Source organism: Compostimonas suwonensis (assembly GCF_002797855.1).
Taxonomy (GTDB): domain Bacteria; phylum Actinomycetota; class Actinomycetes; order Actinomycetales; family Microbacteriaceae; genus Compostimonas; species Compostimonas suwonensis.
This window is the reverse complement of sequence record NZ_PGFB01000005.1, coordinates 131,009-147,142: the sequence shown is the minus strand read 5'-3', so window position 1 is coordinate 147,142 and position 16,134 is coordinate 131,009. Positions and strand designations below refer to the sequence as shown.

The following is a 16,134-nucleotide window of genomic DNA, read 5'->3' as shown; positions in this document are numbered from 1 at the left end:
CTGTGACGGGAGGAGACAGCGTGGCACGTCGTGAGCAGGTCGCAGCAGGTCCGGGCAGCCGCGCACTCATCGTCGACCTCATCCGGTCGGCCGGCGGGATCAGCCGTGTCGAGCTCACCGAGCTCACCGGCCTCACCCAGCCGGCGGTGTCGGGGATCGTGCGCAAGCTCATCGCCGACGGGGTCATCCGGGAGACCGGCGCCGTCGTCTCGACGCGCGGAAAGCCCCGCTCCCTTCTCGAGCTCGACTCCCATGCCGCGTACGGAATCGGCATGCACGTGAGCCCCGACACGATCATCTGCGTCGCGACCGACACGCTCGGCGGAGTCGTCGCACGACAGGCCATCGCCGCCGTCGGCCCGCTCGAAGACGGCATAGCCGAGCGGATCGCCGAGCTGTACGGCCGCTTCGTCGCCGCCGTCGGGCTCGACCCCGACGACATCGTCGGCCTGGCCGTCGCTGTGCCCGGCCCGACCGACGTCGTCACGGGGCGGGTGCCGGCCCCGTCCGCGATCACCGGCCTCGACGGGGTCTGGCTCCGCGACGAGCTCGAGGCCCGGCTGGCCACCCGCGTCTTCGTCGACAACGACGCCTCGCTCTCGGCGATCGGCGAGTTCTGGAGCCGCAACGTCTCCCGCTCGGACGCCTTCGCGACCATCTACATGGACGGCGGCATCGGCGCGGGCGTTGTGCTCGACGGCTCTCTGCTGCGCGGCGCGAGCTCGAACACCGCCGAGCTCGGCCACATCACGGTCGTGCCCGACGGCGTCGAGTGCCCCTGCGGGAATGTCGGCTGCCTCGAGTGCTACGCCTCGCCCGCCGCCGTTGCGCAGCAGGTTCGAGACGCCGGGGGAGTCGAGACGCCCGGCTGGCAGGATCTTCCGGATGCCGCGCTCTTCGACCTCGTCGCGCGTTCGGCCGTCACCGGCGACACCGCGGCCGCCGAGTTCGTGCGCATCGCCGCCGATCGGCTCGCGCTCGCGACCGTGACCCTCGTGAACCTCTTCGACCTCGACCGCATCGTGCTCGCGGGTGCGGGTTTCGCCGTCGCGGGGTCGATCTTCGTGACCGCGGCCCAGGAGCGGGTGGACACCCGGGCCTTCGCCCGCGCCCTGCATCCGATCCGGGTCGAGCTCGCGATCGATCCGAGGGATTCGGCGGCGATCGGCGCCGCCACGCTCGTCCTGCAGAGCGCGGTGGCCCCCGGCCACGGCCCCGGGATCGCGCGCGGCTGACGCGCGACTGACCCTCGGCACGGCCTGTCGCCGGCCTCGCGATTCAGCCCATCGAATGGGATAAAGCGCCGAGAAACAAGAAACATATATTATTTATGTAAGTCGTTGACATCCGACCTTTGCTCGGTCATCCTGTTGGATGATTCACTTTCGAGCAAAGGAGCCCCATGAATCACAGCAGGATGCGCTCGACCGTGCGCGCAGCGGCCCTCACCGGCCCCGCACCGAGCCCCCGAACCCGCATCGCGACGCAGGGGGCGACGCGAACATCCTTCTGGAACGGGGTGACATCGGCCGTCTCGGGCAGCGGCAAGAAGGCGCTCGCCGTCGTCGTGAGCGCTCTTCTGCTCACCACGATGGCGATCCCGTCGATCGCGATGGCCGCTCCGGCCCCGGCCGACGGGCGGCTTCTCCACGTCGCCACAGACGGCGACGACTCCGGCGACGGCAGCGAGGCCTCGCCGTACAAGACGATCAACCACGCGGCACAGGAGGCCCAGCCCGGCGACACGGTCGTCGTGCACGCGGGTCTCTACCGCGAGACGGTCAAGCCCGCCCGTGGGGGCACCGGCGAGGACGACCGCATCACCTACACCAACGCGGGCGACGGCGAGGTCGTCGTCAAGGGCTCCGAGGAGATCGACACCTGGGTCAAAGACAGCGGCGACGTGTGGCGGGTGACCCTGCCCGACAGCTACTTCGGCGACTACAACCCCTACGCGACGGGCCAGCCCCAGGGCGGCGGAGACGGCGTCTTCCCGGGCTACACGGCGGGAGACGTCTACCTCAACGAGGAGGCCTTCTACGAGAAGCCGGCCCTGAGCAACGTGCAGAGCTCGGCGAACACCTGGTACTCGGAGGTGGCCGGCGGCAACACCACGATCTACGCGAACTTCGACGGCGCCGACCCCAACGCCAAGCTCGCGGAGATCAACGTGCGCCGGCAGGTCATCGCCCCGGACGTCTGGGGCCTCGGCTACATCACGATCGACGGCTTCACCGTCAAGCATGCGGCCGGCACCTACTCCGACTTCCCGAGCAGCCCCGCGCGGCGCCAGGCCGGCGCCATCAGCGTGTACGGCGGCCTCAAGTGGATCATCGAGAACAACATCGTCATCAACGCGCGCACGATCGGCATCGACATCGGGCTCGGCAACGACGAGTGGGCCGGCAACCGGCCCGGCAACACACGCACCGACTTCCGCGACACCGACAAGTACGGCTCGCACATCGTGCGCAACAACTACATCGGCAAGGCCGGCCAGTCCGGTATCGCGGGTGTGTTCTCGTGGAACTCCGACATCCTCTACAACATGATCGAGGACACGAACTACCGCGGTGAGTTCAGCGGCGCCGAGACGGCTCCGATCAAGGTGCACTACATGAACGAGGGCCTGATCAAGGGCAACTACGTCAAGAACTCGAAGGGCGGCAACTCCGCCGGAATCTGGACGGACTGGGGCAACCAGAACGTGCGCATCACGGGCAACATCGTGATGAACAGCCCGTGGGGCTACTACGCGGAGGCGGTGCACGGCCCGATCCTCGTCGACAACAACGTCTTCATCGGCAACAGCGACATCCGGATGCTGGATGCCACGGGGGTCGCGTTCGCGAACAACATGTTCATCGACAACGGCCGCATCAACGTCGACGGCGGCGGCCGGGACGCCTACTACTTCGAGCCCGGCACCATGAACGAGACGACGGCGGTCACCTCGCCCCAGAAGTTCTACTGGTACAACAACATCGTCGAGGGCTCGACGCTTCCGAACGACGCGGCCGGCAAGACCCAGATCAAGGAGGGCAACGTCAGCGGCGCCATCTCCGATCTGCAGTACACCGCCACGAACACCGAGATGACGCTCGACTTCGACCTCGACACCACGGGGATCGACGGGCTGACGCCGGTGACGCAATCGCGTGTCGGGATCATCCCGAACGCGAACGAGAGCATCCCCGCGGATGTCGCGACCGACTTCTTCGGCGACCCGGTGGCCTCGAGCGACACCATGGCCGGCCCTTTCGCCGGTGCCCAGGAGGGTGCGAACTCCTTCACCCTGTGGCCGCCGCGCGGTCAGACCGTGCCGACCCCGCCCGCGCCGCCGTCGGACGTGCCGGTCAACCTCTCGCTCAACCCCGACGCGACGGCCACGGCCTCGTACGAAGACGGCAGCTACACGGCCGACAAGGCCATCGACGGCAACGGCTCCTCGCGCTGGTCGACCGACCACAGCAACGACCCGAACGCCTGGATCACGGTCGACCTCGGCGACGAGTACGACGTCTCCCGTGCCGTGCTGTCGTGGGAGGCGGCATCCGCTCGTGCGTACAAGATCCAGATCTCCGATGACGGCGAGCACTGGAACGACGCCTATTCGACGACGACGGGCGCCGGCGGCGTCGAGACCGTGACGATCCGCGAGCACGCGCGCTACGTGCGCATGCAGGGCGTCACGCCGAGCGGCGCCTACGGCTACTCGCTCTACGAGTTCGAGATCTACGGCACGCCCATCGCGCCGGAGGTGCCGGTCAACGTCGCGCTCAACCTGCCGCCGTCGGCCTACACGGCGTCGTCGCAGTCCAACGACGGAAGCGGCGAGCACGACAGCCAGCCGCAGTACGACCGTTCGGCGTTCCGCGCCTTCGACGGCAACTCCGGCACCCGCTGGGGCTCGAACGGCGGAGACGACAACTGGCTCCAGGTCGATCTCGGCACCACTCACGTCATCGACAGGGTGGTCCTCCAGTGGGAGGGCGCGTACTCCTCGATCTACACGATCCAGGTCTCGGAGAACGGCAGCGACTGGACCGACGTCCACAGCCACGACGACTCGACCCCGACGGGCGATCACGTCGACGAGATCACGCTCGACACCCCCGCGGATGCGCGCTTCGTGCGGATGCAGGGCACCAAGGCCGCGACGCAGTGGGGCCTCTCGCTCTACGAGTTCGAGGTCTACGGCAAGCCCAAGCCCGCCGACACGGCGCCGGAGTGGCCCGTGGGTGCACAGCTCACGGCGAGCGGCGTGACCGACAGCGGCGCGACGATCGCGTGGCCCGCTGCGGTCGACGACGACGCGGTGACCGGCTACAGGGTCTACCGGGGCACGGCTCTCGTCGACACGCTGGGCGCCGACGCGCGCAGCTACGACGTGACGGGGCTGGCCGCGGGCAAGACCTACAGCGTGAAGGTGACGGCGCTCGACGCGAACGGCAACGAGGGCGCAGGTCTCACGACGACCTTCACGACCCCCGGCAACCCCGCGACGAAGGCGCTCTCGACCACCTACCCGCAGAACTACGCGGACTGGGAGGACGGCCTTCTCGCCGGCAACGGCAAGCAGGGCATCATCGTCTTCGGGAACCCGCGCGATGAGACGGTCGTGTTCAACGACAAGGACTTCTTCATGGCGCGCACGGAGGCTCGTCCGCACCGCACCTTCAACACCGTCAGCCCTGAGAACATCGACAAGATCCGCGAGCTCCTGATCGGCAGCAAGTACCAGGAGGCCAATCAGCTCGCGGCCGACGTGCAGGGGTACCAGGGCGGCGGTGAGGGCAGCAAGCACCCCGGGTTCAAGATGACGATCGAGATGCCGGATGCCGGCGATGTCACGAACTACGTGCGCTCGACCGACTACGAGTCGGGCACCGTCGCGGTGAACTGGACGGACGACAAGGGCGACTGGGAGCGCGACTCCTTCGTGTCGAGGACGGACGGCGTCACGGCGCAGTATCTTCCGGCCCCGGCCGGGCAGACGCTCGACGTCGACCTCGGGCTCTCGATCGACCCGGGCATGAACCTGCTCAGCAAGGGCGTCACCTACACCGACAACTCGAACACCGACTACCTCAACCTGCGGGCGAAGTACCCGAACGGCAGCTACAACGCCGGATACGAGGGCGTCACGCGCATCGTGACCGACGGCACGAAGACCATGAAGGGCACGAAGGTGTCGGTCACGGGCGCGAGCTACGTGCTGCTGCTGTCGCTCACCCAGCGCTACAACGGCACCTACGAGGGCGGTGTCCCGGCCGAGCAGGAGTGGGCCGCACAGCCCCTCCAGACGCAGCTCGCGGGCATCACCGACGACTACGACACGCTGCTCGGCCGCCACGTGACCGAGCACCGGAAGATCTTCGACCGCGTCTCGATCGATTTCGGGGCGAGCGCTGAAGACCGCTCGAAGTCGACCGAGCAGCTGCTCGCCGAGCAGAAGTCGTCGCCGACGCCGATCCCGGCGCTCTACGAGCGGATGTTCTACTCGGGTCGTTACCACCTGCTCGGCTCGAGCAACGAGACGGCCGCACCCGACCTGCTCGGCAACTGGACGGGCGACAGCAACGTCGGCTGGGACGGCTACTTCCACCTCGACGCGAACCTCAACCTGCAGATCTCGAGCGGCAACATCGGGAACATGCCGGAGGTGATGGCAGGCTACTTCGACCTCAACAAGCAGTGGCAGGAGGACTTCCGCACCAACGCTCAGAAGCTGCTCGGCACCCGCGGAATGCTCACGGGCGGCAACACGCCCAACGGCGAGGGCCTCATCTCCAACATCAACTTCGACTACCCGTATCAGTACGTGACGGGCGGCGAGTCCTGGCTGCTGTATCCGTTCTGGGAGCGTTACGAGATGACGGGCGACAAGTCCTTCCTCGAGAACGAGTACTACCCGCTCATCCGCGACATGGGGGACTTCTACGAGGACTTCCTCGTCGACAAGGATGAGAACGGCGACTACATCTTCGCGGGATCGATCTCGCCCGAGAACCGGCCGGCGGGCGGCGTGCCGCTCTCGGTCAACTCGGTCTACGACATCTCCGGAGCCCGGTTCGCCCTGACGACCCTCATCGAGACGAGCACGGCGCTCGGCAAGGACGCTGACAAGATCCCGGTCTGGCAGGAGCTGCTCGACCACCTGCCGCCGTACATCGTCAACGACGACGGCGCCCTCGCCGAGTGGGCCTGGCCGGATCTGGCGAACAAGAACAGCTACCAGCACCGGCACTCCAGCGGTCTTATGCCCGTCTGGCCGTACGGTGAGATCACGCCCGAGAAAGACAAGGAGCTGTACGACGCGGCCCGGGTGTTCCTCCAGAAGAAGGACGGCGGCAACTACGAGAACGCAGGCCACGGCCTGCTGCACGGCGCCCTGATCGCGGCCGACCTGAACGACGCGGACTCCGTCAACTCGAAGCTGCTGCGGTTCGCGAAGGACGACTACTACTACAGCAGCATGTCCACCTCGCACTACAACAATCACGGCACCTTCGCCACCGACGTCGTCAACTCGGTTCCGACGATCATGATGGAGATGCTGGCTCGAACGGACAAGAACACGCTCGAGCTGCTGCCGGCGCTGCCGAAGGACCTCACGACGGGCTCCATCTCGGGCATGCTCGGCAAGGGCCAGTTCACGATCGACAACCTCGCCTGGGACATGGGCCAGCGCACGGTGACGGCGACGGTGACCTCGGGCATCGATCAGGATCTGACGCTCATCCAGCGTTCGGGCATCGAGACGATCACGAGCGACGACGTCGCGATCGAGAGCTCGCCTCTCGGCGGGATCGCACGGGTGCTCCCGCTGAAGGCGGGCGTGCCGGTCACGGTCGAGCTGACCCTGAAGGATGCGACGAAGGTCAACCTGGCGCAGGGCAAGACCGCGCTCGCCTCCTCGGAGTCGAACGCCCAGCAGACCGCCGCGCAGGCGTTCGACGGCGACCCCGGCACCCGCTGGGGTGCCGACGAGGCCGCCGACAACTGGCTGCAGGTCGACCTCGGCGACGTCTACTCGCTCAACGAGGTGGATCTGCAGTGGGAGGCGTCGTACGCGAAGGCCTACACGTTGCAGGTCTCCATGGACGGCGAGCACTGGACAGACGTGCACACCGAGACCGACTCCTCGGGCGGCACGGAGACCATCCCGATCGACGCGGTCGGCCGCTACGTGCGGATGCAGGGTGTGGAGAAATCCGGGCAGTGGGGCTACTCGCTCTACGAGATGGAGGTCTACGGGCAGGAGGCACCGAACATCGCGCTGAACAAGCCGTCCCTCGCCTCCTCGGAGTCGAACCCGCAGCAGACCTCGGCGGCCGCCTTCGACGGGCAGATGTCGACCCGCTGGGGTGCGCACGAGCCCGCCGATAGCTGGCTGCAGGTGGATCTCGAAGACCAGTACGACGTCTACCGCGTCGCCATCGAGTGGGAGGACTCCTACGCCAAGGGCTACAAGGTGCAGACCTCGCCCGACGGCGAGAACTGGACCGACGCGTTCACCGAGACGGCGAGCGACGGAGGCACGGATCTCATCGATCTCGACGTCGACACCCGGTACATCCGGATGCAGGGCGTGGAGAAGTCCGGGCAATGGGGCTACTCGATCTACGAGATGAAGGTCTACGGCACCCTCGCGAGCGATGAGCCCGACGAGCCGACGGCGGCGGACGTCGCGAACGGGATCACCGCGATAGCGGCACCGGTCCAGGATGCGACGTCGCTGGCCCTGCCCGCGGTGCCGGAGGGCTTCACGGTCGCGATCACGAGCTCGAGCAAGCCGGACGTGATCGGCCTCGACGGCTCTGTGACCCCGCCCGACGCGGCCACGGAGGTGACGCTCGTGCTCACGGTGACGAGGGTCTCCGACGGCAGCACGTGGAACACCGACGGCCTCACGGTGACCGTTCCGGCGAAATCGGTGGCCGAGCAGACGGCGGCGGATGTCGCGGCCTCGATCACCGCGATCACGGCGCCCGTCAAGGATGCGACGTCGATCACGCTGCCGACCGTTCCGGACGGCTTCACGGTCGCGATCGCGAGCTCGAGCAAGCCGGACGTGATCGGCCTCGACGGCTCTGTGACCCCGCCCGACGCGGCCACGGAGGTGACGCTCGTGCTGACGGTGACCAGGACGTCCGACGGCAGCACGGCCGACACGGCCGGTCTGGCGGTGACCGTTCCGGCGAAGACCGTGGTCGAGCAGACCGCGGCGGAGGTCGCGGCATCCATCACCGCGATCACGGCGCCCGCCAAGGATGCGACATCGCTGACCCTGCCGGCAGTGCCGGACGGCTTCAGCGTCGTGATCTCCAGCTCGAACAAGCCGGAGGTGATCGGCCTCGACGGCACGGTGACCCCGCCGGACGCGGCCACGGAGGTGACGCTCGTGCTGACGGTGACGAGAACGTCGGACGGCAGCAGGGCGAACACGGCCGGCCTGAGGGTGACCGTCCCGGCCGCCAGCCCGAGCACGCCGACGGATACTCCGACGCCGACGGATACTCCGACGCCGACGGATACGCCGACGCCGACGGATACGCCGACGCCGACGGATACGCCGACGCCGCCGAGCGCCGACTGGGCCACGGTCGACATCGGCTCGGGCACCGTCGAGCAGGGCGGAACGCTGACCGTCACGGTCTCCGGACTCCGCCCGGGGCAGCAGGTGAGCGCGACGCTCTTCAGTGCACCGCTCGTGGTCACCGGCATCCCGGTCGCCGATCAGGACGGCCGCGTCTCGTTCCCGGTTCAGATCCCGAAGGATCTCCCGGTGGGCGCGCACAGGCTCGTCATCGAGTCGGAGGGCTTCGAGCCGATCTCGGTCACGGTGACCGTCGTCGGAGCCGGGTCGCTCGCGGCCACAGGCGCGGAGCTGCCCCTCGGCCTCGCACTCGCGGCATCCCTGCTGATCGTGCTGGGCGGGCTGGTCATGGTACGCCGACGTCGGGAAGGGAGCCCGGCGGACAGCTGATCTGACCGCACCCCGGCTCTCTGAGCCGCCGCGCCCGCCCCTCCGCCGCTATCCTCCCGGCAGAGGGGCGGGCGTTCGCGTGCTCTCTCCCGTGGTTCGTGGCGCACGGTATTCGTCGCGGCGCATCTTCTATCGTGCGCCGTCACGAATGACGTGCGCCGCGACGCTCAGAAGCCCTGCGCAGGATCGCGGCGAACGGCGTCGGCTGCTGCTCGGGAGCCACCGTTTTTGAAAATCACACTGCTTTGAAAAGCACACTGTCGGGGTAACAGGATTTGAACCTGCGACCTCTTCGTCCCGAACGAAGCGCGCTACCAAGCTGCGCCATACCCCGATGGCCCGAAGGCCTTGACAAGAATACACCGTCCGAGCCCGGCTCAGATACCGGAGCCGGAACCGAGCCCCTTCCCGTATTTCGCGCTGGTTTCGGATTCATGTTTTTGCCCCCCGACCAGTAACACGTTCGACCCTGTGCGAAACCCATGTGAAACCTGTGCAGAGGAAACTCATAGGAAACACACGGGGGACACCAGCAGACATCACTGCCCTTCCCGAGGCCGCGCCGGGCACATCTCGCTCGGCCCTCACGCCGACGGACCTCGCGATCCATCGAGTCACCGATCCATCGCTCCACAAGCACCACGCACCTCCGCAGTACGCACCACAGCACCACGCATCATCCCCAGCACCGCCCTGCCGTGGCAGCACGCGCGGACGCCGTGATCCACGGCGTCGATCGTCGTGCCCGCGAGCAGCCGCACGCCGCTCGTCGGCGTGCGCGGATCGGTGAGTCAGACAAACGATTAATCAAGGAGCCAACACGCCTATGAAAGACCAAGGAAGCGGAGGCGGACTTCCCCACTCCAGGGGGAAAAGACCGTCAACGCGTGCTCTCGCAATCGGTTCGGCCGTGTCCGTCGCAGGCGCTGCCGTCGCCTTCGTGCTGGCGAGCCAGCTCGCCGTCTACGGCGAGGAGCCGGGCTCGAGCTCGCCGGCCCCGACGATCGCCGCCGAATCGACCGATGAGGATGCCCCGGAGAAGGCCGCAACCGCCGTGCCGGCCCCGCCGACCGTCGGAACCTCCCACGACCAGCTGACGGTCGACGAGGTGGGCTACGCCCGGTACCTCGCGAGCCAGACGCCCGAGTTCGCCGGCGCGACCGATCTCTTCGGCGAGCCGGGGGCCCAGTACATCTCGACCAATGTGTCGGAGCCGGCCTCCTACACCGACGGAGCGCGGCGGTTCGACCTGCTGTACTACGACTACACGGCCAACCAGCTCATCCGGTTCGTCACCAATCTGACGACCAAGACCGTGGAGTCGACCACGGCGGGCTCGGGCAGCCAGCCCGCCCCGACCGACACCGAGACGATCGAGGCGTTCAGGATCGCGCTCGCCGACCCGCTCGGAGCGGTCATGAAAGAGGAGTTCACGGCCCTGACCGGCGGCGAGTTCACCTCGGCCGAGCAGACCGAGTACGGGGCGTCGTCGTTCTCGTCGAAGGCCTCCGTGCTGGGGGCCGAGAACTGCGGTGCCGAGAGATGCGTGCAGATCGTGGCTCAGACGCCGGACGGCACCTTCCTCTCGACCTCGAACCTCGTCGTCAACCTGTCAACCAAGACCGTCGTTTCCATCAAGTGATCTGGAGATATCGAAGCTTATGCGTATCGTGAAACTCGCACTCATCGGAGTGCTCATAGCCACAGGCGGAACCCTGGCGATCGCCCAGCCCGCGTCCGCGGCGCAATCCGTCACCGAGGCATCCTGTACCGGCAAATCGCTCGTTCAGGAGACCCTCAAGAACTCGTCCGGCTGGGAGATGTGCTGGCGCGTCGACACCTACCGCGGCCTCATCCTCGACAAGGTGGCGTTCACGCCGCCGAAGGGCGACCGGCCGATGATGGTGCTCGACTCGATCGGCCTGTCGCAGCTCAACGTCCCCTACGACGACGGTCAGACCGAGTACAACGACGTCACCTCGTACCAGGTCGGCGGCCGACGTCTGCAGGCGCTGACCGAGGTCGACTGCCCGACCGGCGAGGTGCGCACCGCCTTCGCCACGGAGGAGCTGCCCGATCTGCCCACCCTCTGCATCAGTGAGGATGACTCGGGCCTGGCCTATCGCTCCAACGTCTCCAATTCGGGTCTCTACGTGAAGCAGGGCACCGACCTCGTGCTGCACATCATGACCCGCATCAGCTGGTACGAGTACCAGACCGAGTACCGCTTCCACGACGACGGCGAGATCAGCGTGCGGATCGGCGCGACGGGCGACCTCGCACCGAGCGGCTTCTCGGATGCCGCGACGGGCTGGCCGATCGGCGAGGGCGAGACCGACTACGCCACGAGCCACTACCACAGCGCCTTCTGGCGGGTGGACTTCGGCCTCGACAACGCCTCGAACACCCAGCTCGTCGAGAAGTTCGACACCGAGCCGACCGGCGAGTACGGAACCGACACCGACACCGGCCACACGGCCGTGCTCGAGACGGCGGTGACGCCTGTCGAGAAGGAGGGCAAGGTGATCGTCGACAAACGCGAGGGCTACCGAGTCGTCAACCCGAACAGCATCAACCCCGACGGCCACGAGCGCTCGTACGAGATCATCATGGAACGCGACCAGGCCTACGCGCTCAACCCGGAGACCGACTACGACATCGCGTTCACCCAGCCGAAGAGCAACGAGATCCACGCCTCGTACAACCTGGCGCCGGATAACGCGGGCAAGGGTGTGACCGACTACATCGCCGACAACGAGGATCTCAACGATCCCGTCGCCTACGTGAACGTCGGCTTCCACCACATCGTGCGCGACGAGGACCAGAGTCCCATGCCGATCCACTGGCAGGGCTTCACCCTCTACCCGCGCGACGTGACGAAGCAGGCTCCGGATGTGCCGGCCGGGCGCGCCTGCCTGAACGGGGAGAACTCCCGGCTGAACAGCCGCCCCTGCCCGACGGACACCCCGACGCCGACGCCCACCCCGACGGAGACGACCTCGCCCACCCCGACGCCCACCGCCACGGAGACGACGATGCCGACTCCCACGGACTCGTCGAGCCCCACCCCGAGCACGGACCCGACCACGGGCCCGAGCGCCGACCCGAGCACGGGACCCACGCCGAGCAGCAGCCCCACGACCCCGCCGGTGGCGCGGGCCGCGGCAGGCAGCGTGACCACGAGCCCGATCGCACCCGGCTCGGTGCAAGGCGTCTCGGCATCCGGCTTCACACCGGGTGAGACCGTGAGCGCGACCATGTACTCCGAACCGGTCGCCGTGGGAACGACGACAGCGAGCGGCGCGGGCGACGTGGGACTGAGCTTCGCGGTGCCGGGAGGCACCTCGGCGGGCTCCCACAAGGTCGTGCTCGTCGGACAGGACTCGGGCACGACCGTCGAGATCCCGTTCGAGGTCGTGCAACCCGCCGCCGCCTTCGGGTTCCTCAGCTCGACGGGCTTCGGTGCTGGCCCCTTCGCCTTCGGCGGGATCGCGCTGCTCGTGCTGGGCGCGGGCCTCGCCGTGCTGGCGTGGACCCAGCGGAGGAGGTCGCACACGGCTCTGAGCGTGTGACCCGATAGAAGGATGCGGGGGCGCGGCCGTCGAGGTCGCGCCCCCGCACTCACCGGCCGTGTTCGACGGCCGGTGAGGCGAGCCGGCGCGACGAGACCGGCGCGACGAGAGAGGAACGGCCGTGGAACAGCCCGAGCAGCCCGAGCGGCCCCTGCGATCCTCGCGGGACGCACAGCCCGCATCGCCGGTGCCCGGCGGGCAGCCCGGTGAGCAGCCGGTGCCGCGATCCCACCGACGGCGTGCGATGCGGTGGGGTGTCATCGCGTTCGCCGTCGTCGTCGCGGCCGGGGCCGTCCTCCTCGTCGCGCCCCGCTTCGTCGCGGCCGAGGTGCCGGCGATCGGCGTGGGCGCGTCGGGCGTGGGCGCGGGTACGGCAGGCGCGGCCGGCGGGTCGGCGGTCGCACCGGGAGCGGGTGCGGGCGCGGCATCCGCCCCGACGCCCCTCGCGCCCGAGCCCGTCGACTTCTGCTACGTCGAGAAGATGGTCTCCCACCACGAGCAGGCCCTCACGATGAGCGGGTACCTGCTCGAGAAAGAGGGGGTCTGGCCGCGCGCCTCCGCCCTCGCCGAGTTCATCGTCTACGACCAGTCGCGCGAGATCGACGCGATGCGCGGCTGGCAGGATGCCTGGAGCGCCGAGATCGCGAAGAACGCGGGTTCTGCGGCCCCCGCGACACGCCCGCACTCCGCCCACGCGGGGGCCACGCCGGTGCCCTCGGCGCAGGAGCCCACCGTCGCGGCCGGGGTGCTCGTGGACTGCGGAACCCATGCCTCCCACGACGGCACGGCGGACGGGGAGGATGCGGCGGGTGCGGCGTCCGTGTCGCCTGCGATGCCCGGCATGCTCAGCGACGCGGAGCTGGCGGCACTGCGCGACGCCCCCACGGCGCAGGCCCAGACGATGTTCCTCGAGATGATGATCCGCCACCACGAGGGGGCCGTGCAGATGGCGCGGGAGCTCATCGCCACGGGCAGCAACGCCTTCGCGGTCGGGTCGGCGAAACACGTGGTCGACGAGCAGCAGCGCGAGGTGGATGCGATGCGCACGATGATCGCCGAGCTCGGCTGAGCATGGCCTCGCTCGGCGTTCGCGAGGTGCTCCTGAGGGTGCTCGCCCTCGCCGTGCTGGCCTACCTGCTCGCGCAGGGGCTGCGGTCGTTCGTCGTGGAGGTCTTCGTCGTCACGAGCGGATCGATGGCACCCACCATGGCCGTCGGCGACCAGGTGCTCGTGGACAAGCTGCGCACGGTCGAACGCGGGGACATCGTCGTGTTCCGCGATCCCGGGGGCTGGATCGATCCGGTCGAGGCGGTCATCGGGTACCCGCAGGACCTGCCCGAGGAGCCTGCTGCGGACGACGACGGCTACGTCGTCAAGCGGGTCATCGGGCTGCCGGGGGACAGGGTCAGCTGCTGCTCGGGCGGCGACGGCGCCCTGCTCGTCAACGGCGCGGAGGTCGACGAGCCGTACCTCTACCCGGGCGAGCCGGCGAGCAGCCTCGGTTTCGACATCCTCGTGCCCGAGGGCAGCTACTGGGTCATGGGCGACCACCGCAGCGCCTCGCGGGACTCGCGCTTCCACGCCGCCGACGAGGGCGGGGGCGGGGTCCGGAAGGACATGCTCGTCGGGGTCGTGACGTTCGGCTACGGGCCTGCGGCGGGGTTCAGCGCGCACTGAGCCGGCGTGTGGACAGAGGCGGACCCTGTCTTCTCCGAGTGGACCGTCACCCGTCTGGGGGACTTGTAACGGAGTGTGTCCGGGGTGGAAACACGGCCGAAATATCCACCTGTGATTCTTCTATGAAGACACCATGAGAACACGATGCGACCCGGGACGTGGGGGTCGCGCCGGGTGTCTGCCGACCGACCGCGACGGTTCTCGCGCGGTCGTCGATCACGTCGTGCCACCCGCCGACAGCCGTGCTGCCCGCACGGCGCTGCGTCGCGCGCTCCCGCGTTCGGCGGCGCTCGTCATCGCTCCATCATCCCCACGCAGATCCTCCGTGCAGTCAAGCGAAAGAAGAATGGTCCTTCCGTGAAGAACACACGCACCACCTCGCTCAGGCGAATGCTCGTCGTGGCGCTCGCCGTCACCATCCCGGCCGCCGGCCTCGTCGCGGGCGCCGTTCCCGCGGCGACCGCGGCCGAGGCAGACAAGCCCAAGGTCGTCGTCGTCGCCACCGGCGGCACGCTCGCCGGCAAGGCCGACGGCCGCGACACCTACACCGACTACCGCGCCGGCACCTACCCCATGCAAGACATGGTCGACCTGCTGCAGCCCGAGCTCTCGGCCTTCGCCGACGTGAGCGTCGTGCAGTTCGGCAACTCCGGGTCGGGCGGGTACACGATCCCGCAATACCACGGGCTCACCCTCGCCGTGCAGGCGGCGCTCGCCGAGGCCGACGGCGTCGTCGTGACGACCGGAACCGACACCATGGAGGAGTTCGCCTACTGGCTCGACCTCACGGTGCAGAACAAGAAGCCCGTGGTCATCACGGGCGCCATGCGGCCTTGGGCTGCGGGCGCGACGGCGGGGGAGGCGGGAGTCATCGGAACCGACGGCCCGGCCAACCTCCTGCAGTCGATCCGGCTCGCCGCGAGCCAGAAGACGTTCTGCTTCGGCACGGTGCTGATGCTCAACGACGAGATCCACGCCGCCCGCGACGTGACGAAGACCAACTCCACGCGCAACGACACCTTCCAGACCCGCACCCTCGGGGCGCTCGGCTGGCTCGACGGCAGCGACATCTTCGTCGAGCGCGCGCCCGCGCGTCTCAACAGGTGCGCGACCGACGACTGGTTCACCCCCTTCCAGCTCGACACCGTCGACCCCGCGTCGCTCCCGCGCACCGAGATCATCTACGGCTACCAGCAGGCGGGCGGCGAGGCGATCACGGCCTTTGCGAACGCGGGCGTCAAGGGAATCGTGACGGCGGGAACCGGCGCCGGCGGCATCTCCTCCGCCCAGGGCGCCGCCCGCACGGCGGCGGCCAACGCGGGTGTCTGGTTCGCGAGCACCACCCGCACCGGAAGCGGCGCGGTCACGGGCGGCTCGGGCAACGTCATCGCGGCGAACGACCTGCTGCCGCAGAAGGCGCGGCTCCTGCTGCTGTTGAGCCTCGCCTTCACGAGCGACGTGGAGGAGGCGCGCGGCTGGTTCGGAAGCTTCGGCACCCCCTCGTTCGACAGCTCGGCGCTCGCCGGAACGGTCAACCCCGTGCGCGGCAGCTCCGGCCCCGAGCCGACCGGCGAGCCCACGACCGAGCCGACCACCGAACCGACCGAAGAGCCGACCACCGAGCCCACGCCGGGTGCGAGCGGCACCCCCACGCCGGGTGCGGGCGGCGCCGGAGGCCCGAGCGACCCGTCCTCGGGCGCGAGCGCCGGGCTGCTGCCGGCCCTCGGCTCCAACGCGGGCGCCTTCGCCGCGATCGCGTTCCTCGTGCTCCTGGCGGGCGCGGGCGTGCTCATCGTGCGCCGCAGGAACGCGGCCCAGCTCAACCACTGACCGAGGGCGTGCCCTGGCGCGCGAGCGTCAGGGCACGTGTTCACAACGACAGGATGCCGTCGG

Annotated in this window: 7 protein-coding genes and 1 tRNA gene; 7 read left to right on the top strand and 1 reads right to left on the bottom strand. The window is 68.7% G+C overall.

The genetic code is table 11. The annotated features are described in order from the left end of the window. Positions 1-20: 20 nt before the first annotated feature. Positions 21-1,235, top strand: coding sequence for an ROK family transcriptional regulator (locus CLV54_RS14210; RefSeq protein ID WP_211294562.1), 1,215 nt, complete (start codon positions 21-23; stop codon positions 1,233-1,235). Positions 1,236-1,402: 167 nt separating this feature from the next. Further along, positions 1,403-8,992 (top strand): discoidin domain-containing protein, encoded by a 7,590-nt coding sequence (locus CLV54_RS17825; protein WP_157802986.1) that lies wholly within the window; start codon positions 1,403-1,405, stop codon positions 8,990-8,992. Between the two features lie 260 nt (positions 8,993-9,252). Here CLV54_RS17825 and CLV54_RS14200 read toward each other — a convergent pair. Beyond that, positions 9,253-9,326, bottom strand: a tRNA-Pro gene (locus CLV54_RS14200). 576 nt (positions 9,327-9,902) lie between these two features. On the opposite strand from CLV54_RS14200, the gene CLV54_RS14195 reads away from it, so the two are divergent. The 5 genes from CLV54_RS14195 to CLV54_RS14175 all read left to right on the top strand — a co-directional run bounded on the left by CLV54_RS14195 (position 9,903) and on the right by CLV54_RS14175 (position 16,071). Next, positions 9,903-10,634 (top strand): hypothetical protein, encoded by a 732-nt coding sequence (locus CLV54_RS14195; RefSeq protein WP_100345648.1) that lies wholly within the window; start codon positions 9,903-9,905, stop codon positions 10,632-10,634. A gap of 28 nt (positions 10,635-10,662) precedes the next feature. Then, positions 10,663-12,564, top strand: coding sequence for a copper amine oxidase (locus CLV54_RS14190; RefSeq protein ID WP_170062006.1), 1,902 nt, complete (start codon positions 10,663-10,665; stop codon positions 12,562-12,564). Between the two features lie 121 nt (positions 12,565-12,685). Further along, a complete protein-coding gene (locus tag CLV54_RS14185; RefSeq protein ID WP_100345646.1) occupies positions 12,686-13,633 on the top strand; it encodes a DUF305 domain-containing protein in 948 nt (315 codons plus the stop codon). A 2-nt stretch (positions 13,634-13,635) separates the two neighbouring features. Continuing rightward, on the top strand, positions 13,636-14,241 hold the full coding sequence (lepB, locus tag CLV54_RS14180; RefSeq protein WP_100345645.1) for a signal peptidase I: 606 nt from the start codon (positions 13,636-13,638) through the stop codon (positions 14,239-14,241). 357 nt (positions 14,242-14,598) lie between these two features. Then, positions 14,599-16,071 carry an asparaginase gene (locus CLV54_RS14175; protein ID WP_245861747.1) on the top strand — a complete coding sequence of 491 codons (1,473 nt, stop codon included), beginning with the start codon at positions 14,599-14,601 and terminating at the stop codon, positions 16,069-16,071. The last annotated feature ends 63 nt before the right edge of the window (positions 16,072-16,134 follow it).

Excerpts from the sequence above, each read along its gene's own strand:
- CLV54_RS17825 (WP_157802986.1), top strand. The coding sequence starts at position 1,403 with ATGAATCACAGCAGGATGCGCTCGACCGTGCGCGCAGCGGCCCTCACC.
- lepB (WP_100345645.1), top strand. The coding sequence starts at position 13,636 with ATGGCCTCGCTCGGCGTTCGCGAGGTGCTCCTGAGGGTGCTCGCCCTC.